The sequence below is a fragment of the Thermoflavifilum thermophilum genome (genome assembly GCF_900116565.1).
Lineage (GTDB): Bacteria > Bacteroidota > Bacteroidia > Chitinophagales > Chitinophagaceae > Thermoflavifilum > Thermoflavifilum thermophilum.
In genome coordinates, this window is sequence record NZ_FPCJ01000001.1 from 724961 (window position 1) to 747588 (window position 22628).

Sequence of the window (22628 nt, forward strand, 5' to 3'; positions counted from 1 at the left end):
AAATCAATCATATCATAGTCGCAGTTTATTATGGAGTACGCATTCAGGGATATTGAAAAAAAATGGCAGACCTATTGGGAAACGCATCAAACGTATCGGGTAGAAAACGATATCCGTAGGCCCAAGTACTATGTGCTGGATATGTTTCCTTATCCCAGCGGAGCCGGCTTGCATGTGGGTCATCCCCTGGGTTATATTGCTTCTGATATTTACGCACGTTTCAAACGCCTCCAGGGCTATAACGTACTCCATCCCATGGGCTGGGATGCCTTTGGTTTGCCGGCCGAACAATATGCTATTGAAACCGGCCAGCATCCTGCCATCACAACCCGGAAAAATATCGAAACCTTCAAACGCCAGCTTAAACAAATTGGCTTTTGTTACGACTGGAATCGGGAAATCAATACTTCTGATCCGAAATATTACCGTTGGACCCAGTGGATCTTTCTGCAACTGTTCAAAAGCTGGTTTAACCGCCAAACCCAAAAGGCTGAGCCCATTGAAAACCTGATAGCCATTTTTGAACGGGAAGGAAATCAGCACCACGAATGCCCGGGTGATCCCTCCATTCATTTTACAGCCGATGCATGGAAACAGTTTTCTGAAAAGGAAAAAGAAGATATCCTGATGCATTATCGGCTGGCTTATTGCGGCTGGGGTGAAGTAAACTGGTGCGAAGCTTTGGGTACTGTGTTGGCCAATGATGAGGTTGTGAACGGCGTCAGCGAGCGTGGAGGCTATCCGGTTGTCAAAAAAAGGTTGCGGCAATGGTATCTCCGCATCACGGAATATGCCGACCGGCTGCTGGAAGGCCTTCAGCATATCGGGTTCAGCGAGGCCATGAAAGAAATGCAAACCAACTGGATCGGCAAAAGCTACGGAGCTAACATCCTGTTTCCCGTACAGGGAAAAGATATTCAGATAGAAGTGTTTACAACCCGCCCGGATACCATTTTTGGAGTGGATTTCTTAGTGCTGGCACCCGAGCATCCGCTGGTTGAAACACTTACCACTGCCGAACATCAGGCTGAAGTACAGGCTTATCTGGAATATACCCGCAGCCGCAACGAACGCGAGCGCATGGCCGAAAAGCGCATCACCGGCTGCTTTACCGGTAGCTATGCCCTGCATCCGTTTTCCCGTAAACCTTTACCCATCTGGATATCGGAATATGTACTGGCCGGCTATGGCACAGGAGCTATCATGGCCGTTCCCTGCGGCGATGAAAGAGACCATCGCTTTGCTAAACATTTTCAGTTGCCTATCACCAACATTCTGGGCACTGCTTACGACGGAAAGCAGGCTAACCCCACCAAAGATGCCATCCTGGAAAACAGTGATTTCCTGAATGGCATGCGCATGCGCGATGCTATTGAAGTGGTGATACAGAAACTGGAAGAAGAAGGATTGGGTAAACGAAAGGTGAACTACAAGATGCGCGATGCAGCATTCAGCCGCCAGCGCTACTGGGGCGAGCCCTTCCCCATCGTATGGGATAATGGTATTGCCCGCCCGTTGCCAGAATCTGCATTGCCCCTGGAACTGCCCTATGTGGAAAACTACCGCCCGGGCCCCGAAGGCCAGGGCCCCCTCGCCAATTTGCCTGAATGGACATCTCGCGGACTGGAAACCAACACCATGCCCGGCTATGCCGGCTCATCCTGGTATTTCCTGCGGTACATGGACCCGCACAATGAACAAGAATTCTGCAGCCGCGAAGCCAGCCAATACTGGGGACAGGTGGATGTGTATGTAGGAGGTACCGAACATGCCGTGGGACACCTGCTTTATTCCCGCATGTGGACGAAATTCCTATACGATCGGGGCTATATACCCTTCGACGAACCGTACAAAAAGCTTATCAACCAGGGCATGATCCAGGGCAGTTCTCGCTTTGTGTATCGCCTGGATACGGAAAATCATTTATCGCAACCCATTTTTCTTTCCCTGAGCTATTATGAAAAATGGCAACAGGGCAATCTTCCCGCACACGCACTCATCCAGGCCTTGCAGCCTGCCTTGCCCCATATCAGCATTCCTGAATCGTTTAAACTATCGCCTCTGCATGTGGATATCCATCTGGTCAATGGTGTAACCTTGCAGATTGACGGTTTCCGCCGCTGGAAACCCGAATATGCAAAAGCCATCCTGCTATGCGAAGATGGGCTTAACATACCTGAATCCGAAGCATTCCGGGCCCAGAACTATACCTGCGGATCGGAAGTGGAAAAAATGTCTAAATCCAAATACAACACGGTTAATCCGGATGAAGTGGTAGAACAATACGGTGCCGATACATTCCGGATGTATGAAATGTTTCTCGGCCCCATCGAGCAAAGCAAACCCTGGGATACCCAGGGCATTGAAGGCGTGCATCGGTTTCTGAAAAAACTCTGGCGACTGTTTTTTGATGAAAAAGGCAACTGGCTGATTGAAGACCGGCAACCCACTGCTGAAGAACTGCGTGTACTGCACAGGACCATCAAAAAAGTTACAGAAGATACGGAGCGTTTTTCTTTCAATACGGCTGTCAGCCAGTTCATGATTTGTGTGAATACGCTCACCGATCTCAATTGTCATGCACGCGCTATACTGGAACCCCTGCTGATTTTGCTGTGCCCCTATGCCCCGCATATCAGCGAAGAACTCTGGCATCAGCTGGGACATGGCGATTCCGTTACAGCTGCACCGCTACCGGCTTACGAAGAAAAATTCCTCGTCGACACAATGCTCAACTATCCGATAGCCATCAACGGGAAAACCCGTACCCAGCTTCAATTTCCGGCTGATGCATCGGAAGATGTCATCCGTCAGGAGGTATTGCAGCACCCCGTTGTGCAGAAATGGATTGAAGGGAAAGCCGTGAAAAAAGTAATCGTGGTAAAAGGCCGAATGATAAATGTGGTAGCCTGATCTGCAAGGCCATTCAGAATCTGTATTTTTGTGATATGGATGCATTCCCGCCCGGAACCGATTTCCGCTTGCTTAACACGGCTGATCGTGAATTTGAAAATCACGTCAGGCCACAGGCGATGGATGAATTTCTGGGGCAGCCTGCCATTGCAGATAACCTGCGTATTTTCATTCAGGCAGCCAAAATGCGGGGCGAAGCACTGGATCATATTTTGTTTCATGGCCCGCCCGGCTTGGGCAAAACCACGCTTTCCCGCATCGTAGCCCGGGAGATGGGAGTGAAAATCCGGGAGACCTCAGGCCCGGTTATTGAAAAACCGGCTGATCTGGCCGGATTGCTGACCAGCCTGGAAGCGGGCGATATTCTATTTATTGATGAAATTCACCGGCTGAGCAATGTGGTGGAAGAGTATTTGTATTCTGCCATGGAAGACTACCGCATTGATATCCTGATTGATTCCGGCCCGCATGCCCGATCTATTCAGCTCAGCCTGCAACCCTTTACCCTGATCGGAGCCACTACCCGCTCCGGATTGCTTACAGCCCCCCTACTGTCTCGCTTTGGCATGCGTTTCCGGCTTTCCTACTACACATCAGATGTTTTGCAACAAATTATCATCCGTTCTGCAAAACTTTTGCAGGTACCCATCACACCCGAAGCTGCCATGGAACTGGCTCGCCGCAGTCGCGGCACACCGCGTATTGCCAATGCCCTGCTGCGCCGCATGCGTGATTTCGCCCAGGTCATCGGCAACGGATGTATTGACGAAGCCATCGTACGCAAAGGCCTGGAAGCCCTGCAAGTGGATGAATACGGGCTCGATGAAATGGATAACCGCATCCTTACCACCATCATAGATAAGTTCAAAGGCGGCCCTGTAGGTATCAACACCATCGCTACCGCCGTAGGCGAGGAACCTGGTACCATCGAAGAAGTGTATGAACCCTTTTTAATCCAGGAAGGATTTATACATCGTACCCCTCGCGGACGCGAGGCAACCGACAAAGCTTACCGCCACCTGGGCAGAAAACGAATGGACAACGGAAACTCGCTCCAGCTGAGCATCCCCCTCGACGATCCGAACTAAGATACATTTTTGGGCGTGCGTACCACCAGCCTGAAGCCATTGCCGTGGATATTCACAATCTCCACATTGGGGTCTTCACGCAGGTATTTCCGGAGCTTAGCAATGTACACATCCATGCTGCGCCCATTGAAATAGGTATCACTGCCCCAGATTTTTTTCAACGCAATCTCACGGGGCAACAAATCATTCATGTGCTCACACAACATTTTCAGCAGCTCATTTTCCTTGGGAGAAAGGGTATGCGATTGTTCCCCACGCTCCAGGGTACGCAGCCTGGCATTGAAATGAAAACTGCCAATATCAAATTCAACGGGCTCACTCTCCTTATTGTTCAGCTCCTGGTTTCGCTTCAGTATAGCGCGGATTTTCATCAACAATACTTCACTATCAAAAGGCTTGGTGATGTAATCATCGGCGCCGAGCTTATAGCCTTTGATGATATCTTCCTTCATGTTTTTGGCCGAGATGAAAAAAAGCGGAATATCCGGATCCACATCCCGTATTTCTTCGGCAAGGGTAAATCCATCCATGTTCGGCATCATAATGTCGATTAGACACAGATCAAATTTTTCGCGCCTGAATGCCGCCAATGCCAGGATGCCATCCCGCGCAAGCTCTACCTGAAATTCATTTAATTCCAGATAATTCTTCAACAACATGCCCAGATTGGAATCATCCTCGGCCAGGAGGATTTTGGGTTTACGTTCTTCCATATCTGCAGGTTTTGAGTTTTTTACCAATTTACAAACTTTTTAATGAAATCTTCAATTGGCTTTAATCAGTGAACTAAAAGGATAACGAATACCCCGGTATTCAATCATATCAGCTTTGATGCTTCCAACAATAATCGGACTTTCAATGCGTACCGGAATATGATTGGGATCATCGCTTACCCACACCACCATGCCTTCACCCCCCTTGAAAATGGTACCTTCTATCAGCAAAGGTTTGATTTTAATTGCGTTAAACTCACCAAAACGCGTTTGCACTTTTTCTTTTCCTAAATAGCGAATGTAGATGTTGTAAACTTTATTATCCAGAAACATGTCAAAATAAATTCTGTCTCCGGGATGATACTGATCATAGTTCAGATTGCGTGCAAAATATACGGCGCTCAATACGTCCTGTATGCAGTTGGGCACACTATACACACCCTTCAGGGTAGTAGCTGTATGTTCCTGTTGATCAAAATTCACCAGTTCGTATTTCCGATAGCCTCCTTCATGAATGTTTCTGATAAATTTCAAAGGCAATAAGGTAGCCGTGTCAATATAACTTTCATACCGATCTCTTACCTTGTAAAACCAATCGTAAGATCGATAAGTTTTGCCATCACCTACAACATGAAACACTGGCCTGCCTTTGAGTTTTTCCAGCGATACGGTAAAACTAACCTCTCCTGCTCCCACATAGATTCCCGCAAGCGTGTAGAACACTTCATAGGTAATTTTCTCGCCTGCCATAAAGCTGGTATTATCAATATTGCAAAAGCCTTGTGCAAATGCAGAGAGCTGAAACATCAGGCATGTACTGCTGATGCAAAAATTGCGTATCAAAAAACGTAAACCTGATCCATACATAAATTCATGTTTAATGCTTTTCCGTTCATTCCTACTGATTTCCTTTACACATAAATATGACAATTAAGCCATTACAATTTAAATGCACAATTGTTTGTTTTTGAGAATATGCCACAATCTTCACCCAAATTTCACGTTCTCTTAACGCAGTTTTATGTTTTTCTGCGAATCATTTTCACTTTTAACCACAACATGCTGCCTACAATAGCAGGCAATATCAGATTAATCAGCCAGATCACAACCGCTGCACTCACAATTGCCAGGGTATTCAAAGTATAGGGACTTAAAAAATAGATGTTTAATTCACCTCTGATGCCGATTTCAGCAAGCGCCACCGTAGGTAGAAAAGCCATGATTACATAAATCAGACTGATGCTGAAGAAACCAGCAACCCATGGAACAGATGCGCCCAACAGCCGCAGCAGAGCAAGAAACTGTATGCTGAAAATCAAATAACGGATTGCTGAAAGCACTACCAGTCGCAACAAAATGTTACCCGGAACCTTGCGAATGGCTTGTGCCGCCTTCATCAGAAAGCGAAACCGCCTGAAATAGGCAAAAAAAGCAACCATCAGATCTTTTCTGAAATAAAGGATACCCACCACGAGGCACACGCCACATAAGAGCACCCACAGGCTTTCCAGCCAGCGATTATGAGTCACAGTATGCAAACTACCCACCCAAACTTCATAACCCAATCCCAGGATGCCAAAACCAATGGTGATCATTAACTGACTCAGGCTGCTCAACACCATCACACTCGCAGCTTCCAGCCGATGCTCAGGTTTTACCAGCATGATCCGGCCTGCATATTCCCCAATCCGGTTGGGAGTGTTGATGCCCAACGACACCCCTATCAGCACCGACTGCAGAGCACTGAAAAGTGAAACGGGCTGAAACTGATGCAGCAACAGTTGCCATTTCCGTGCCTCTATCAGCCAGTTGGGTACAACCATCAGCAGCAAAGCTATCAATATAACCAACCTGTGGCCTGAACCTACCTGCCTGATCTGCTCCAGGGCAAGCGACAAGTTTTGCTGGTGCTGCAGCTGGCGATAAATCAGAAAGGAAAGCCCTGCAAAAAGCCCTACACTGATAAACGTATTGAGAATTATTTTGGTACTTTTGTTTGACATATAGGTTTCAGCATGGCGAACATAGCTTATTCTCCGGATTTTGCAGCAATCATGCTATCATAAATCCATATACCACATCCACCCATCCATGCATAAACAGCTTACCATATTAGGCATTGACCCAGGCACGGTGATCATGGGCTACAGTGTGATCTGGTGTCATTCAACCCGGGTACAGGTGCTTGACATGGGCGTGCTGAAATTGTCGCGACAAAAAGATCATTATGAACGGCTGCAGCTGATTGATGAAAAGGTTACACAGCTAATTAAAACTTTCTCCCCGGGTGCTCTGGCTATCGAGTCGCCGTTTCAGGGAAAAAATATCCAGAGTATGCTCAAGCTGGGAAGAGCACAGGGCGTGGCTATTGTGTGTGCCAGGCGTGCAGGATTGCGGGTAACCGAATATTCGCCTAAAAAGGTAAAACAAGCTGTTACCGGCAATGGAAATGCAGGCAAGCAACAGGTATGGCTGATGCTCCGCCACCAGCTGCAATTGCCCCATGAACCAGAATATTACGATGCAACCGATGCCCTGGCTGTGGCGCTGTGCCACTATTATGCCATACAGCAGCCGGTTTTGGCATCCACATCAGGGAAAAAGGCCTGGAAAGAGTTTCTGGCACAGCATCCGGATCGGATCATCCCCTGAATAAGAAAGACAACGGATATTAAAACATTATCCCTTACAAACATTATCCCTTACAAACAATTACACTCTCTGCCTATGTTTGCATCAGCATTTTCCGCTGCTGTTTCATCTTTTATACACATGAAATCTTCCACATTACGCAAACTGGTAGTCGTAGGAGCACTGCTGATGACCTGCGTACTTGCCGCCCAGGTATACTGGCTGCAGAAAACCTATGCTCTTGAAGAAAAAGAATTCAATGTCAAGGTACACAGTGCCCTCAATGAAGTAGTGCAGCGTATCAGGCTTTCGCAACGCGATTCCACTCCTTTCATAGAAGCCGTCGAACAACCGGTACCCAACTTTTATATTGCTGATATCAAATATCGCATCAACGGAGACAGCATTGAAAATTACCTGAAAAGAGCGCTGGAAGAAAACGATTTGTTTACCAGCTATCAGTTTGGTATTTATAATGCCACTACCCGAAAGTTTGAGCATGTGGAAACCGAATCTTTCAATCCGGAAGACAATCCCCGTATCCAGCCCTTTCCACCTGTGAATAAAAACGAAGATTATCTCGCCGTGATGTTTACCAACAGAAGAAAATATATCATCAGTGAAATGAACTTCTGGATTTTTTCCACACTTGCCTTAATCATAGTTATTATTGCATTTGCCATCACTTTACTCATTTTGCTGCGCCAGAAGCTGCTTTCCGAGATTCAAAAGGATTTTATCAACAATATGACCCATGAATTCCGCACACCTATTTCTACCATCCAGCTTTCAGCCGAAGTGCTAAAACAAGCTACACCAGTGAAACAGAATCCCCGTTTAATGAACTATGCCCGCATCATTGAACACGAATCCTCTCATCTGGAACAACAGGTGGAACGGGTTTTGCAAATCGCCCAAATTGAACGTGCTAATCCCCTGCTGCATATCGAAAAACTGGATGTACATGCTATCATACAAAGATGTGTAATGGATTTCGAATATAAGATTCAACAAAAATCGGGTCGGTTTGTTCTGGATTTGCAGGCCAACCAAACCTGCGTGGAGGCTGATGCGGTACATTTTACCAATATCCTGTTCAACCTGATTGACAATGCAATTAAATATTCCCCTTCGCCGGTTGTCACCCTGCACACATGGAATGATTCACAAAAAATTTACATTTCTGTACAGGACAACGGAATCGGTATTCCCCGTCAATATCATAAATTGCTGTTTTCCCAGTTTTTCCGGGTACCCACCGGTAATGTTCACGAAGTAAAGGGCTTTGGACTGGGATTAAACTATGTTAAATTATACACGCGAGCTTTTAAAGGACGGGTTTCTGTGGAAAGTGAGCCCGGAAAAGGAAGTAATTTTACCTTATCATTTCCCATTTGCAAAACATCCTGAGAAATATGGAAAACAAGGCACGCATTCTGCTGATAGAAGATGATGTAAACCTTGGTTTCGTAATCAAGGATAATCTCACCGAAGCAGGCTACGATGTCGTCCATTGCACCGATGGTGAAAGTGGATGGCAATATTTTCAGAAGAAAAATTTTGATTTGATCTTGCTGGATATCATGATGCCCAAAAAAGATGGATTTTCTTTAGCCCGGCTGATCCGCAGTAAAAACGAAAAAGTGCCGTTGCTTTTCCTTACTGCCCGAACTCTGGAAGAAGATAAAATCACGGGATTTAAACTGGGAGCCGATGACTATGTAACCAAGCCCTTCAGCATGCAGGAGCTCCTGTTGCGTATTGAAGTGTTCCTACGCCGCACGCAGGCACTGAATGCGGATAAAAATAAACAATATCAGATCGGCAATCTATTGTTCAACTATCCAGAGTTGTATATCAGCGGGCCTGACAATTATTTTCAAACCTTAACCCAGAAAGAAGCAGATCTGTTGAAATTTCTCTGCGAAAACCCCTACAAAACCCTGAAAAGAGAAGAAATTCTGCTGCATGTGTGGGGAAAAGATGATTATTTTCTGGGAAGAAGCATGGATGTATTTATCACAAAACTTCGCAAGCATTTCAGGCATGATCCCCGCATCCGATTGGAAACCATTCACGGCGTAGGTTTTAAATTCATGCCTCCCGAAACTTCGGGCATTGAAGCAAAGCCAGCTACGGTTAAAAAGAAAGATGGGCAATGATCTGTTGCTGAACCTGTTTCATTTCTTCCTCACTCAGCTGCAGTTTGGGGCGTGTAAAATTCAGGTCATCAATCGTACGAATGGGCACCAGATGCAGGTGGGCATGAGGCACTTCCAGACCCACCACACTCATCCCGATTCTTTCACAGGGAATCACCTGCCGGATGGCCCTGGCAATGGGCCTGGCAAACAATAATATCTGGCTCAGCTCTTCATCATTCATATCCAGAAAATAGTCAACCTCCCGCTTGGGAATGACCAACGTATGGCCTTTAACGAGCGGATGAATATCCAGAAAAGCAAAAAACAAATCGTTTTCCGCAATCTTGTAACACGGAATTTCTCCTTTGATAATCCTTGAGAAAATAGTCATAACACGAAAGATAAAAGAATACCGCCAGAGATGCTCATCCCTGGCGGATAAGAGTTATACTGAAATTTCGTCCACCCGCAACTTCATGATGCCGGAAGGCACTTGAATTTCGGCTATTTCACCCACTTTTTTACCCAGCAATCCCTTTCCGATAGGTGAAGCCACGGAAATCTTGCCAGCTTTCAAATCGGCCTCCTGCTCGGAAACGAGCCGATATACCATCGTTTTCTGGGTGGATAGATTGGTAATTTTTACCACGGAGAGGATAGACACTTTTGAAGTGTCAATATCTTTTTCATCCACGACACGGGCATTGGCAATGGCTTCTTCCAGCTGTGCAATACGGGCTTCATGATGCCCCTGAGCTTCTTTGGCAGCATCATATTCTGCGTTTTCCCGCAAATCACCTTTTTCACGGGCTTCCGCAATGGCGCGAGCTATTTCAGCGCGGCCCTTTGTGCGTAAGTAATTTAATTCTTCTTTCATCTGTTCCAGCGTTTCTCTGGTCACATAGTGCACACCACTCATAGGAAAAGAGTTTTGGCTGTTCGATAAAATTGTTGGGTAGTTAATTTTTTAGGTGCGTAAAAAAATCAACGCCTCTGTCCGGGAACAGAAGCGTTATATGCAAATATACATTTTTTTTAAAACATAACACCCTTTCCGGATCAGATGCCCAGCTTATGCAATACCACCTGAGCCATTTTAAGGCTGGCTTCGTGGGTATATCCGGCAATATGCGGTGTGATGATGACTCGCGGATGATGCAATAGATATTGAAAATCTTCCCGCTCGGCATCGGTAAGCTGATCAATACGTTCATTTTCCAAAACGTCCAGGCAGGCGCCTGCTATGCGTTCTTCCTTCAGGGCTTCTACCAGATCATGGGTATCTACCACGGCTCCCCTCGATGTATTGATCAGATATACCGGCGTAGTAAATGAATGGATAAACCTGCGATTCACCATATGATGGGTTTCTTCCGTCAACGGCACATGCAGGCTCACAATATCTGCCTGCCGGAAAATGGTTTCCAGACTTACTTCCTGGACATATTCATTGCCAAAGCCGGTTTTGTACTTGTCATAAGCCAGTATAGTAGCTCCAAAACCGCTGAGTTTGCGGGCAAACGCTGAGCCGGTGTGGCCGTATCCGATAATGCCCACTACTTTTCCGCCAATCTCGTATCCCCTGTTTTTTTCCCGTTCCCAAATTCCTTCTTTTAGCTGATCATAGCTTACCCTGAAATGGCGCAAAAGAGCCACCAGCATGCCCACGGCATGTTCGCCAACGGCATCGGCATTGCCTTCCGGACTGCTTACGCAGCGGATTCCTTTCGAAGTAGCATAGGCTACATCAATCAACTCCATACCCGAACCCAAACGGGCAATCCATTGCAGATGAATGCCCCGGTCAATCAGCCGGCGATCCACAGGAATACGCGTGGTAACAACCAAGCCCGCACATTCGTGAATGAGCTGATAAGCCTCTTCATAGCTAATAGCCGGATGATACAATACCTGATAACCCTTTTCCTTTAGATGATCAATTAGGTAAGGATGTGTTTTTGCTGTAATCAAAACTTTGCTCATAGCTGCGAAAGTAAATGTTTTAGATTTATGGGTTTACATGCCTATACCATTCATACAATTGCAGATAATCTGCCCAACCCAGTTGCTCGGCCCGTTGATTAAAGACGGGATGCTGCAGCTGTTCCGGCGGAAAGAATTCTTTTAACGCATTGCGCAGCATTTTCCGGCGTTGCTGAAAAGCCGTTTTCACCAGTTGTATGTATTGCTTTTCATCTGTGATCAACGGATGTTCGGGTTTCGGCATCAGCCTGATGACGGCCGATTGCACGCGGGGCGGAGGGAAAAAACAGTTGGGCGATACCTCGAACAAATATTCAATCTGAAACCAGGTTTGCAACAGCACACTCAATAACCCGTATGTTTTTTGTCCGGGTGAGCTGCAAATGCGCTGGGCTACCTCTTTCTGCACCATGCCAACCGCCAGCTGCATATGTGCTTTCCATTCCATGATCCGAAACATGATGCCAGAAGTGATCTGATAAGGGAAATTGCCGATTAATTTAAACGGTCTGCTAAAGGGCAATGCCATCTCCAACACATCGCCCTGCAACAGGCTTCCTTCCAGTTCTGGATATCGTCTCAGCAAATACAGGATTTTTTCTTTGTCTATCTCTATAGCCCGATATTCAATCTCCGGCAGCGCGATCAGATATTTTGTCAATGCACCCAGGCCAGGTCCCACTTCCAGCACAGCTTCGCCGGGTTGAAACATCAATGCCTGAATGATTTTTCGGGAAATATTTTCATCCTGGAGAAAATGCTGACCTAATGATTTATGAATCTGATACATGTGCCAGCAAAAATAAAACCTTCTCTGTTAAACAGATCTGTTGCTTCGCGGCCAAAGCCGCGGAAATGCTATCTTTGTGCCCCATGAGCAATATATCTTCCAAACCTGTTATCGGCATCACCTGTGGCGATCTGAACGGAATTGGCATTGAACTGATCATCAAAACCTTCAGTGATCAGCGCATGCTTGATCAATGCATACCCGTCATCTATGCTTCTTCCCGAACCATCAACTTTTACAGAAAACAATTGAACGAATATCCGTTGAATTTTCAGATCCTTCGCGATTTTCAACGTCTTCAGTCCAAACACGTATATGTGTATAACTGCTGGGAAGAAGAGGTGAATATTACCCCGGGCCAGCTCACAGAGGCTGGTGGACAATTTGCCATTCGCGCGCTGAAAACAGCTGTGGATCATGCCCGTAAAGGTTGGATTCAGGGATTGGTAACTGCTCCGATACACAAAGCCAATACTCATTCGGCTGATTTTCCCTATGCCGGTCATACCGGTTTCCTGCGTGATGCTTTTGAGGTTCCGGATGTGCTGATGCTGATGATTGCCGATGACCTGAAAATCGGAGTAGTCACGGAGCATATTCCGATTTCCGAGGTAGCAGCAGCTATCAAGGAAGAGATCATTGCAAGTAAAATTGAACTCCTGCGCAAAAGCCTTATCCGTGACTTTGCCATTGAAATGCCACGGATAGCTGTGCTGGGGTTAAACCCCCATGCCGGCGATGACGGCCATATCGGCACAGAGGAAAAAACAATGATAGCCCCTCTCATCCAATCCTTGCGCCAGCAAGGCAGGATGGTGTTTGGGCCCTACAGTGCGGATGCATTTTTTGCCAGAGCCCAATACCGTCATTTTCATGCTGTGCTGGCCATGTATCACGATCAGGGACTGATTCCCTTTAAATCATTAACACAGGAGCCCGGTGTAAATTTTACAGCCGGATTGCCCATTGTACGCACTTCTCCTGATCATGGTACGGCTTTCGACATTGCCGGGAAAAATCAGGCCGATCCTTCTTCATTCCGCCAGGCTGTTTTTGCCTGCATTGATATGCTGCGCAATCGCGTGGCCTACGATGAGAGCACGCGAAATCCATTGAAAAAATCAGAACTTCAGCCTGAATAAAAAAATCCCGAGTTGATGGATCACCCGGGATTTTTTTGCCAGGATCTGAGCAGCTTTTACTTGAAGCGAGGCGTCAATTCCTTGGCCAATTCCACCATTCTGCGGATTCCATCTTCCGGGAGATTACCTTTTTTGAATTCGGCGAGCACATCGGGCAAGCGCAGCTCCATTTCGTGCAGGAAGGCCGCTTCAAAGTCCCTGACTTTTTGCACAGGAATTTCACTCAACAAATTGTTAGTTCCCAGGTAAATGATGGCAATCTGCTTTTCAACCGGGTATGGTGAATATTGAGGCTGTTTAAGAATTTCCACGTTACGGGCTCCTTTATCGAGCACGGCACGGGTAGCGGCATCCAGGTCACCCCCGAATTTGGCAAAAGCTTCCATATCCCGATACAGGGCCTGGTCGAGCTTCAGGGTACCGGCTACTTTTTTCATGGATTTGATTTGTGCATTTCCTCCTACCCGGCTTACCGAAATACCCACGTTGATAGCTGGGCGAATACCGGCATTGAACAGGTTGGATTCCAGGAAGATTTGCCCATCGGTGATGGAAATTACATTGGTGGGGATATAAGCTGAAACGTCGCCTGCCTGGGTTTCAATAATGGGCAAAGCCGTCAGAGATCCGCCGCCTTTCACCAGATGCCGGATGCTGTCGGGCAGGTCGTTCATCTGGCGGGCCACATCGTCATCGTCAATGATTTTGGCCGCTCTTTCCAGCAGGCGGGAATGGAGGTAAAACACATCGCCCGGATAAGCCTCGCGGCCCGGCGGACGGCGCAACAGGAGCGATACTTCGCGATAGGCCACGGCCTGTTTACTCAGGTCGTCATAGACAATCAGCGCCGGGCGGCCCGTATCGCGGAAATACTCGCCAATGGCGGCGCCAGCAAAGGGCGCATAAAACTGAAGCGGAGCGGGGTCGGCCGCTGTAGCCGATACAATCACGGTATAATCCATAGCCCCGTAGTCGCTCAATGTTTTCATCACACCGGCCACCGTCGAAGCCTTCTGGCCAATAGCCACGTAAATGCAATACACCGGCTGACCGGCTTCATAAAACTCGCGCTGGTTGATGATCGTATCAATCGCGATGGCTGTTTTTCCGGTTTGCCGGTCGCCAATGATCAATTCGCGCTGGCCACGGCCAATAGGAATCATGGCATCAATAGCCTTGATACCGGTTTGCAGGGGCTGTTTTACGGGTTCCCGGTAAATAACGCCCGGAGCCTTGCGCTCGAGAGGCATTTCATAGAGTTCCCCTGTGATGGGACCTTTGCCATCAATGGGTTCACCTAAGGTATTGATGACCCGGCCAATCAATGCCTCCCCAACTTTTATGGAAGCAATTTTGCCGGTCCGGCGTACATGATCGCCTTCGCGAATACCGGTGTAATCGCCCATCAGCACCACACCCACGTTGTCTTCTTCCAGGTTCAACGCAATGGCTTTTACCCCATTTTCAAATTCAACCAATTCACCGGATCGCACATGTTCCAGGCCATAGATACGGGCGATACCATCGCCCACTTCCAGCACAGTACCCACCTCTTCAAGGCATACTTCGGTATCCAGGTGAGCAAGCTGTTCCCGGAGAATAGCGGATATTTCATCTGGTTTGATCTCTGCCATAGGTTATCAGAATTTGCAATGCTTTTGGTTATCGAATATTGTACACGTAACTGGTATCGAGAAATTGTTTTTTGACTTTCTGGAGCTGATGATAAATACTGGCATCCAGCAGGCGGTCGCCCGTCTGCAACACAAATCCGCCAATCAGCCGCGGGTCAACCCGTGTTTGCAGTTCAACCTGCTTCCAGCCCAGTGAATCCTGCAATTTTTGGACAATAAGCTCACAAGTTTGCTGGCTTACCGGCACAGCAGTGGTAATACTTACCCGATGAATTTCCTTCAGAGCAAAGTACTGATCAATAATTGCGCTGGCGATCTCGGGCAAATAGGCTTCGCGCCCCTTTCTGATGAGCAGCCGGATGAACTGATAGGTGAGTGGTTGCACCCTTTCTTTCAATATTTGCGCCGCAACCTTTTCTTTTTTATCGGGTTTGATGACGGGGCTTTTCAGGAAACTCACCCATTGCCGGCTTTCTTTGCACATCTGGTTCAGGAGCCTGGCATCCTGATATACGGCTTCCAGCTGCCCCATGCTCTGGGCCAGTTCAATCAGTGATTTGGCATATCGTGAAGCAATGAGCGGATTTTTCACCTGTCCTGAATTTGGATATTAAGTATCAATTGAGTTTTACTTCTTCCACCAGCTGTTTAATATAAGCTTCCTGTTTTTCCGGATCTGACAATGCCCGGCGCAGGATGCGTTCAGAAAGCTCGACGGCCATCAGTCCGATTTGATTTTTGATATCGGTAATGGCAGCCATTTTCTGGCGTTCGATGGCTTCGCGGGTTTCTTCCATGATTTTCCGTGCCTCTTCCTTGGCTTGTTCTCTTGCCTGTTCAATGATTTGCTCTTTCATTTCCTTGGCTTCGCGAAGGATACGGCTCCGTTCGGCCTTGGCTTCAGCCAGTATTTGCTCATGTTCCAGCTTCATCTGCGACATTTCAGCTTTTACCTTTTCAGCCGCAGCAATTGAATCGGCAATCATTTTCTCACGCTGGTCGAGCATGTTCAGAATAGGCTTCCAGGCATATTTCCGCAAGATGAACAGCGTGATGAGAAACACGACCAGTGTCCAGAAAATCAATCCGAAATCAGGATGAAGTAAGCTCATATTTCAGAAATTGTAAATCACATACAAACAAAATTACTGCATCCTTTGCCCTTTGCGCCGGATGCAGTAATGAAAATGTTAGCCAACGAACAGCGCCAGCACAGCCACAACCACTGCGAAGAGGGCAACCCCTTCTACCAGTGCGGCCATGATAATCATGTTGGAGCGAATTTCGCCCACCACTTCGGGCTGACGGGCAATGGCATCCATGGCATTGCGGCCGATCTGGCCAATACCGATGCCTGCACCAATAGCGGCAAAACCAGCTCCGATAGCGGCACCCATTTTTGCCAGTCCGTCGGCTGCCAGTAAAATCCCTAATGAAACCATACTGATTGAACTTTTATAGGTGAATAAAAACTAAATGACAGCTTCTTCTTCCGATCCGTGATGGTGGCCCGTTTCAAAAGCCTGTGAAATAAACAGAGCCGAAAGACTCGTGAAAATATAGGCCTGAATAAAACCTACCAGCAACTCCACGAAATACATGAACACCGTAAAAGCCACGGATACGATTGAAAAACCCCAGCCTGCAGCAACAGCCAATCCGCCAAATATGAAAATAAGCGACAGAATGCTGATGATGATCAGGTGGCCGGCCAGCATGTTGGCAAACAACCGGATCATCAGAGCAAAGGGCTTGGTGAAAAAACTCAGGATTTCTACCGGAATCAAAATAATCTTCACTAAAATAGGCACATCCGGCGGCCAGAGGATATGCCCCCAATACTGACGGGTGGAGCTGATGACAATGAAAAACAAGGTAATCAGGGCCAGTACACCGGTAAATGCAATGTTGCCCGGCACATTGGCCGATCCCGGAATCAGCCCCAGCAATGCATTGATCCAGATAAAAAAGAATACCGTCAGCAAATAAGGCAGGTATTTGTCGGCTTTCTCACCCAGAAAAGCTCGAGCCACATCATCGCGAATAAACAATACAATGGGCTCAATGGCGTTTTGCCAGCCGTGCGGTGCACGATGAGGTGCTTCCTGGTAGCGACGGGCCACTTTGGTAAACAACAAAATCATCAGCAACGCCGCCACCATCATCTGAATCACATTGCGGGTCAACGAAAGATCATACACGGGCTTATCCAGATTGGGCGAGCCATCCGGATGTACAGCAATGATATGTCCTTCCAGAAACTTCTGGGGGTCGAGATGATATTTCTGAATATATTCCTCCGTAAGCAGCTGAAATCCATCATATGGCACGCGGCCTTCTTCAAATTTTGCAGAAGAAAAAACCGTGAATCCCTGCTTGGGCACGTACAAAATCACCGGCAAATGCCAGACAACGGGATGGTTGTTAACCGTGAAAAAATGCCAGTCATGCGCATCGCTGATATGCTCCAGGATCACCTTATCGGGCCGGAACCCAGCTTCTTCAGCCCGTACCGGAAAAACGAAACCAACAAAAAGCAGGCATGAAACAGCGAAACGAGCTACTGCAGCTATTTTTATGGAATTTCCCGTCATCCGGCCAAAAAATTTGCGCAAAGGTAAAGATTAATCGCGCAACTCCTGCATCTGTTTTTGAAAATTTTTTAACTCTCGGCTTCGGCCTGTTGAAATTGCATGCTATGCAGCCGGAAATAATATCCTTTGCGTTGCAGCAGCTCTTCGTGTGTGCCCATTTCCCGGATTTCTCCCTTATCCATCACCAGAATCTGATGTGCTTTCCGGATGGTAGAAAGCCGGTGCGCAATGACGATGGAGGTGCGTCCCTTGATCAGGGTATCAATTGCCCGCTGAATCAGCATTTCCGACTCTGTATCAACCGAGGAGGTTGCTTCATCAAGTACCAGGATCGCGGGGTCAAACAGAATGGCACGGATAAAAGCAATGAGCTGCCTCTGCCCCAGAGAAAGCGTGGTGCCTCGTTCCATCACCCGGTAATGATATCCGCCCGGTAAACGCATAATGAAATCGTGCATGCCAATGAGCCGGGCAGCCTGTTCCACCCGTTCCAGGGGAATCTGCTTGTTATGCAGCGTGATATTGTCGTAAATTGACCCGGAAAACAGAAAAACATCCTGCAACACCACACCGATGCGGCTGCGAAGCGCCTTGAGCTGGTAGGACCGGATATCCACCCCGTCAATCAGAATGCGGCCCCGCTGAATATCATACAACCGGTTCAACACACTGATCAGGCTGGTTTTTCCCGAACCCGTATGGCCTACAATGGCCAGGGTTTCTCCGGGATTTACCCGAAAACTAATGTCTTTCAACACATATTCCTCTCCATCATAGGAAAACCACACATGGTCAAACTGAATCTCACCTTTTACCTGGGTAGGGGCATAAGTACCTGTATCGGGAATGGTGGCATCATGATCCAGCACCTTGAAAATGCGCTCACAGGCAACCATTCCCATCTGCAATGTATTAAACTTATCGGCCAGCGTACGCAGCGGACGAAACAACAGGTTGATGTACAACACAAAGCTGATGATGATACCGGCTGAACTGATCTGATGAATTTCTTCATAAGCCCCGTACCATACCAGCAGACCTATACAAAGAGCGGAAATGATTTCCACTACCGGGAAAAATACGGAATAAGCAAAAATGGCATCAATATTGGCTTTGCGATGTTCACGATTGATTTTTTTAAACTTTTCGAATTCCTGAGGTTCAGTGGCAAATGCCTGTACCACCACCATACCCGAAAGATGTTCCTGCACAAAGGCATTCAGCGCTGCCACGGCATTGCGCACCCGAAAGAAGGATTTATTCACGCTTTCCTTGAACAAATAGGTAGCCACCAGCAAAATGGGGAATGCCGAGAGGGTAATAAGCGTCAGCCGCCAATCCGTTGCCAGCATGATGGCCATAATGGAAACAATGGTGAGCAAATCGGCTACAATGGAAATCAGGCCTTCGGAAAAGATTTCGTTGATGGCTTCAATATCGTTGATGGTACGAGTAGTAAGCGTGCCAACCGGCGTGCGATCAAAATAGCGCAGATTCAGGCTGATGATTTTACGGTAAACTTCCATCCGCATATCGCGGATAACAGATTGTCCCAGTACGCTTGTAAGATAGGAAAAAGCAAAACGCATGAGGGTTTCCACCAACAGAATGCCTACCTGAATCACAGTAATCCAGATGACCATCTTCAACAGGTTGTTGGCAATATACCGGTCAACCGTCATCTGAATCAGGTAGGGCCTCACCGGCGCAATGGCAGCCAGCAACACGGCCAGCACCACACTGGTGTAAAACAGGCGGCGATAAGGCCGGGCATACCGCAACAGCCGGCGCATTAACCCCACATCAAATATTTTCTTCTGGGACAAAAGCTACCACTTAAGTCTGCAAATTTACGGATTCCATCGCAGGCATGTGGCAAACCCGTCAGGGTTCATCATCGGCTGCGGGCCTATCGGCATTGTCCTGCATCAACTGATGATAAGCCTTGATAAAAATAGCGCCCATGTTTTTATGGGGCGGAATATAATCTTCAAACTGATCGTAATGCGGTGTTTTCCGGAGTTCAACTGATAGTTGATTCCATAATTTTTCCCACACAATGTCTTTTCCCGCCAGGATCTGATCTTCAAGGGCTCGGATGATGGGTTCATTGACAAACAAAGTACCCGTTTGTTTGGAAGAAATAATCTGTGCCTGAGGGGAAATTTGTAGTACAGATGCCAGGCTGTTATAACCTCCACACGAACCAAGAATAACAATCCGGGCCGAACTCTGCAGCTGAGCGATAGTAGCATTTACATGATAGCTATGACCACGATGAATGTAAATGGTGGGATGAATTTGCTGGGCATTCAAATAAGCACTGAGCTTGCTCATGGCCAGTTCATCCTGATCAGCATCGGCAAAAGGTAATTTCACGAAAATGGTAATGGGCTTGCCCCGCTGCGATTCGATGGTGAGCCAATAGGTGTTTTTGGTAATCTTCCATTCACTGCCACGAAAGCTGCTCATAAAACTATTAAACGACTGAAAACCGTCTTTGTCGCCATAAAACAACACCTCTTCATATACTCTTCCATCATCACCAACGAGGTTGGAAAAAGGCACTTTATCAATAGGTGGCAAATGAAATTTCCGGCTGATATCCCGCGACCACACTGAATCCTGCTGATCATGCACGCGACTGGAAAATAAGCTAGCAAGCAAAGCATAAATAACCTGTCCGCGTTTGTCCTGTTGCTTTTGCATAGCCAGGAAATTCTTATCAACCTCCCTTCGCAAGAACTCCAGCAACCTGGGATCCCGAATGCTTCCAAATGCATCGGCTACATCTACGGCATCTTCCAGCGTTTCGGTTTTTTCCAGCCCGCTCACAAACTGTTGCATTAAAGCCGTAGAATTGGCTTCAGGCATAGACTGCAGAAAATCGTTCAGCGTATTATAGGCTGCAGCCATGGTGATAAATTTTTTAAAACGATCAAAATACACTGACATCAGCAACCAATCACCACGCGGTGGCTGCATGCGTTGCATCATGCGTTTGAACAAACCCACGTAACTCGACGTGTAAAGTTCTTCTTCTCCATTGATTAACAAATAATATATTTCCTGCGGGGTAAAGGCATCCACACAGGCAAATCGTACAGCATCCAGCGTATCATGCAAATCATTGATAGTACGGATATAATGCAATGCTGCCCGTTTCACATTTTGTTCCATCCCTTTCAGATTGAGCACGGGCGTATCATTTAACCATTTCCTGCGCATGTCAATCACTGTCTGCACACATAAACGGTAATATGCATCCTTATCCGGAATGATTTTTTCAAGTTGCTGAATCGTATATTGTTTATGCACCAATCCATCCAGAAAAGGCAAAATCTGAATTGCGTAAGGAGCCTGTCCGATGCGCACAATGGTTTGCACCAGTGAGTCAGGATTGCGCCGAATGGCGTTCCCTACTGCCGTATAGGATGTGGCATAATCATACACCCGCTGCGGATACAAGCGGGCTACCCTTGCAATGATGCTATCTGTAAAAGGTTCATTCAAAAACTCAGCATACGGTCCTTGCAATGAACTAAGCACCTGCTCAGGATGTGCAGCCGCAAATGCGCGGAATAAAATGGTTTTGGCAACCCGATAACCAAAATTATTGGGAAAAGCTTCAATGTTGATAAAACCTACTTGATAGGGCACATCATCCAGACAGCCTGCGATACTTTTACCCTGCATATCGGCCTGCATCATCTCACGAAATTGCTTAATAAGTACAGGCGCCAGCAGGGCATCCAGCTCACCATGTTGCACCTGATAGGCATACAGGCTCAACACATGATAAAGGCCATAAAGGTAGTAATACTTGATTCGATGTTCGTAGGCACTGCTTTCAACAAACAGCTGTATATCATTTACTTCCTTCGTGAGAGCTTCACGTGCCCGGGCTTCGCGGGCCTGCATATCTGTCGGGTGGGCATCATCCCTGGCCGTAGATGTATCTAACGTGGAATAAAGTGCATGTAAGGCTTCGGCCTGTGCATGATTGATCTGTTCATGAATTAGCTGCCTGCTAATGGGCACGGAAATCCCGATGGTGTCCGGTTTTCCCGTGCCTAACAAATTCCATCCCAGCATCCAAATCAGTAAATAATGCATCATCTTTTTTTAAGCAGCTTGCAAATTTACCGCCATTTTTTTCAAGCCTTACCTTATTAATCGTCTGCAAAACAGAAAGAATTTGGCTTGAATTAACAATTTCATAATGTTAATTTTAAGTAAAAAAAATATGAACCCAATTAAATTTGCTTGTCAAAGGATTGAGTATTGATCATGCAAACACCTTCTGCTGGCAGGATCCTGATAGTTGATGATGAACCCGATATCCTGGCTATTATTAGCTATAATCTGAAAAATGCCGGCTACGAAACTTTTGTTGCTACGGATGGTCAGGAAGCCATCGAAAAAGCCAGGGCACATCAGCCACACCTGATTATCCTGGATATCATGATGCCCGGAAAAAACGGATTGGAAGTGTGCCGGGAACTGAAAGCCCAGCCTGTGTTTCAGGATACCATGATTTTGTTTCTCACAGCTTTGAATGATGATGCACATGAAATGGAAGGCTTAAATCTGGGTGCAGATGATTATGTAACAAAACCCATTAAACCTAATCTGCTGATCAGCCGGGTAAATGCCCTGTTCAGGCGCTTGAAAAAGCAGGATGCACCTGTGATGCAAATAGGGGATCTGATTATTGATTCCGAAAAATTTCATGTCGTTTACCAGGGAAAACCCGTGATACTGGCCAAAAAAGAGTTTGAACTGCTCAAACTTCTGGCATCGCGGCCAGGCAGGGTATTCATGCGCAATGAAATCCTCAATCAGGTGTGGGGAACAGACGTGATCGTGGGCGACCGAACTATAGATGTGCATATCCGCAAAATCAGGCAAAAATTAGGTGCAGACCTGATCTCTACCGTAAAAGGCGTGGGCTATAAATTCGAAGGTTAAACGCCATCTTTTTTCTTCCCGCAGG

21 protein-coding genes are annotated in these 22628 nt (G+C 46.9%); 7 read left to right on the plus strand and 14 right to left on the minus strand.

Features of this window, described 5'->3' with window-relative positions:
- Nucleotides 1–30: 30 nt before the first annotated feature.
- Both BM367_RS03140 and ruvB read left to right on the plus strand, forming a co-directional pair.
- Nucleotides 31–2913 carry a leucine--tRNA ligase gene (locus BM367_RS03140; protein WP_092457594.1) on the plus strand — a complete coding sequence of 961 codons (2883 nt, stop codon included), beginning with the start codon at nt 31–33 and terminating at the stop codon, nt 2911–2913.
- A gap of 35 nt (nt 2914–2948) precedes the next feature.
- Complete coding sequence (gene ruvB / locus BM367_RS03145; protein ID WP_092457597.1) at nt 2949–4001, plus strand: Holliday junction branch migration DNA helicase RuvB; 1053 nt, start codon at nt 2949–2951, stop codon at nt 3999–4001.
- Here the strand turns inward: ruvB and BM367_RS03150 are convergent.
- The 3 genes from BM367_RS03150 to BM367_RS03160 form a co-directional block, all read right to left on the minus strand.
- The gene (locus tag BM367_RS03150; protein ID WP_092457600.1) at nt 3998–4714 is read right to left on the minus strand and encodes a response regulator transcription factor; all 717 of its coding nucleotides are present in this window, start codon (nt 4712–4714) and stop codon (nt 3998–4000) included. The genes ruvB and BM367_RS03150 overlap by 4 nt on opposite strands.
- Before the next feature lie 51 nt (nt 4715–4765).
- Nucleotides 4766–5464, minus strand: a complete 699-nt coding sequence (locus tag BM367_RS03155; RefSeq protein ID WP_245759877.1) for a DUF3108 domain-containing protein — start codon at nt 5462–5464, stop codon at nt 4766–4768.
- Nucleotides 5465–5733: 269 nt separating this feature from the next.
- Entirely contained in the window at nt 5734–6717 is a 984-nt protein-coding gene (locus tag BM367_RS03160) for a lysylphosphatidylglycerol synthase domain-containing protein (protein WP_092457606.1), read from the minus strand.
- 88 nt (nt 6718–6805) lie between these two features.
- Between BM367_RS03160 and ruvC the strand changes: the two genes are divergently transcribed.
- The 3 genes from ruvC (at nt 6806) to BM367_RS03175 (ending at nt 9507) form a co-directional block, all read left to right on the plus strand.
- On the plus strand, nt 6806–7366 hold the full coding sequence (gene ruvC / locus BM367_RS03165) for a crossover junction endodeoxyribonuclease RuvC (RefSeq protein ID WP_092457608.1): 561 nt from the start codon (nt 6806–6808) through the stop codon (nt 7364–7366).
- 120 nt (nt 7367–7486) lie between these two features.
- The gene (locus BM367_RS03170) at nt 7487–8755 is read left to right on the plus strand and encodes a sensor histidine kinase (RefSeq protein ID WP_177224088.1); all 1269 of its coding nucleotides are present in this window, start codon (nt 7487–7489) and stop codon (nt 8753–8755) included.
- A 5-nt stretch (nt 8756–8760) separates the two neighbouring features.
- The gene (locus BM367_RS03175; protein WP_092457614.1) at nt 8761–9507 is read left to right on the plus strand and encodes a response regulator transcription factor; all 747 of its coding nucleotides are present in this window, start codon (nt 8761–8763) and stop codon (nt 9505–9507) included.
- On the opposite strand, the gene BM367_RS03180 is transcribed toward BM367_RS03175, so the two are convergent.
- From BM367_RS03180 to rsmA, 4 genes are all read right to left on the minus strand, one after another.
- Nucleotides 9485–9880 carry an HIT family protein gene (locus BM367_RS03180; protein WP_092457617.1) on the minus strand — a complete coding sequence of 132 codons (396 nt, stop codon included), beginning with the start codon at nt 9878–9880 and terminating at the stop codon, nt 9485–9487. The two genes, BM367_RS03175 and BM367_RS03180, sit on opposite strands and share 23 nt — an antisense overlap.
- Nucleotides 9881–9934: 54 nt before the next feature.
- A complete protein-coding gene (gene greA, locus BM367_RS03185; RefSeq protein WP_092457620.1) occupies nt 9935–10408 on the minus strand; it encodes a transcription elongation factor GreA in 474 nt (157 codons plus the stop codon).
- A gap of 140 nt (nt 10409–10548) precedes the next feature.
- Nucleotides 10549–11472: an NAD(P)-dependent oxidoreductase gene (locus BM367_RS03190; protein ID WP_092457623.1), complete on the minus strand. Its 924-nt coding sequence runs from the start codon at nt 11470–11472 to the stop codon at nt 10549–10551.
- A 25-nt stretch (nt 11473–11497) separates the two neighbouring features.
- Nucleotides 11498–12262, minus strand: a complete 765-nt coding sequence (rsmA, locus tag BM367_RS03195) for a 16S rRNA (adenine(1518)-N(6)/adenine(1519)-N(6))-dimethyltransferase RsmA (RefSeq protein WP_092457626.1) — start codon at nt 12260–12262, stop codon at nt 11498–11500.
- 83 nt (nt 12263–12345) lie between these two features.
- Here rsmA and pdxA point away from each other — a divergent pair, with 83 nt between their 5' ends.
- Entirely contained in the window at nt 12346–13404 is a 1059-nt protein-coding gene (pdxA, locus tag BM367_RS03200) for a 4-hydroxythreonine-4-phosphate dehydrogenase PdxA (RefSeq protein ID WP_092460888.1), read from the plus strand.
- 56 nt (nt 13405–13460) lie between these two features.
- On the opposite strand, the gene atpA is transcribed toward pdxA, so the two are convergent.
- From atpA to BM367_RS03235, 7 genes are all read right to left on the minus strand, one after another.
- Complete coding sequence (gene atpA, locus BM367_RS03205; RefSeq protein ID WP_092457629.1) at nt 13461–15038, minus strand: F0F1 ATP synthase subunit alpha; 1578 nt, start codon at nt 15036–15038, stop codon at nt 13461–13463.
- A 28-nt stretch (nt 15039–15066) separates the two neighbouring features.
- Nucleotides 15067–15630, minus strand: coding sequence for an ATP synthase F1 subunit delta (gene atpH, locus BM367_RS03210; protein WP_092457632.1), 564 nt, complete (start codon nt 15628–15630; stop codon nt 15067–15069).
- 25 nt (nt 15631–15655) lie between these two features.
- Nucleotides 15656–16150, minus strand: a complete 495-nt coding sequence (gene atpF, locus BM367_RS03215) for a F0F1 ATP synthase subunit B (RefSeq protein ID WP_092457634.1) — start codon at nt 16148–16150, stop codon at nt 15656–15658.
- 78 nt (nt 16151–16228) lie between these two features.
- Entirely contained in the window at nt 16229–16480 is a 252-nt protein-coding gene (atpE, locus tag BM367_RS03220; protein ID WP_092457637.1) for an ATP synthase F0 subunit C, read from the minus strand.
- Nucleotides 16481–16510: 30 nt separating this feature from the next.
- Entirely contained in the window at nt 16511–17653 is a 1143-nt protein-coding gene (gene atpB, locus BM367_RS03225; RefSeq protein ID WP_245759878.1) for a F0F1 ATP synthase subunit A, read from the minus strand.
- A 47-nt stretch (nt 17654–17700) separates the two neighbouring features.
- Nucleotides 17701–19458, minus strand: coding sequence for an ABC transporter ATP-binding protein (locus BM367_RS03230; RefSeq protein ID WP_092457643.1), 1758 nt, complete (start codon nt 19456–19458; stop codon nt 17701–17703).
- A 58-nt stretch (nt 19459–19516) separates the two neighbouring features.
- Nucleotides 19517–21751, minus strand: a complete 2235-nt coding sequence (locus BM367_RS03235) for a hypothetical protein (RefSeq protein ID WP_092457646.1) — start codon at nt 21749–21751, stop codon at nt 19517–19519.
- A gap of 171 nt (nt 21752–21922) precedes the next feature.
- Between BM367_RS03235 and BM367_RS03240 the strand changes: the two genes are divergently transcribed.
- Nucleotides 21923–22603: a response regulator transcription factor gene (locus tag BM367_RS03240; RefSeq protein ID WP_092457649.1), complete on the plus strand. Its 681-nt coding sequence runs from the start codon at nt 21923–21925 to the stop codon at nt 22601–22603.
- Nucleotides 22604–22628 lie beyond the last annotated feature (25 nt).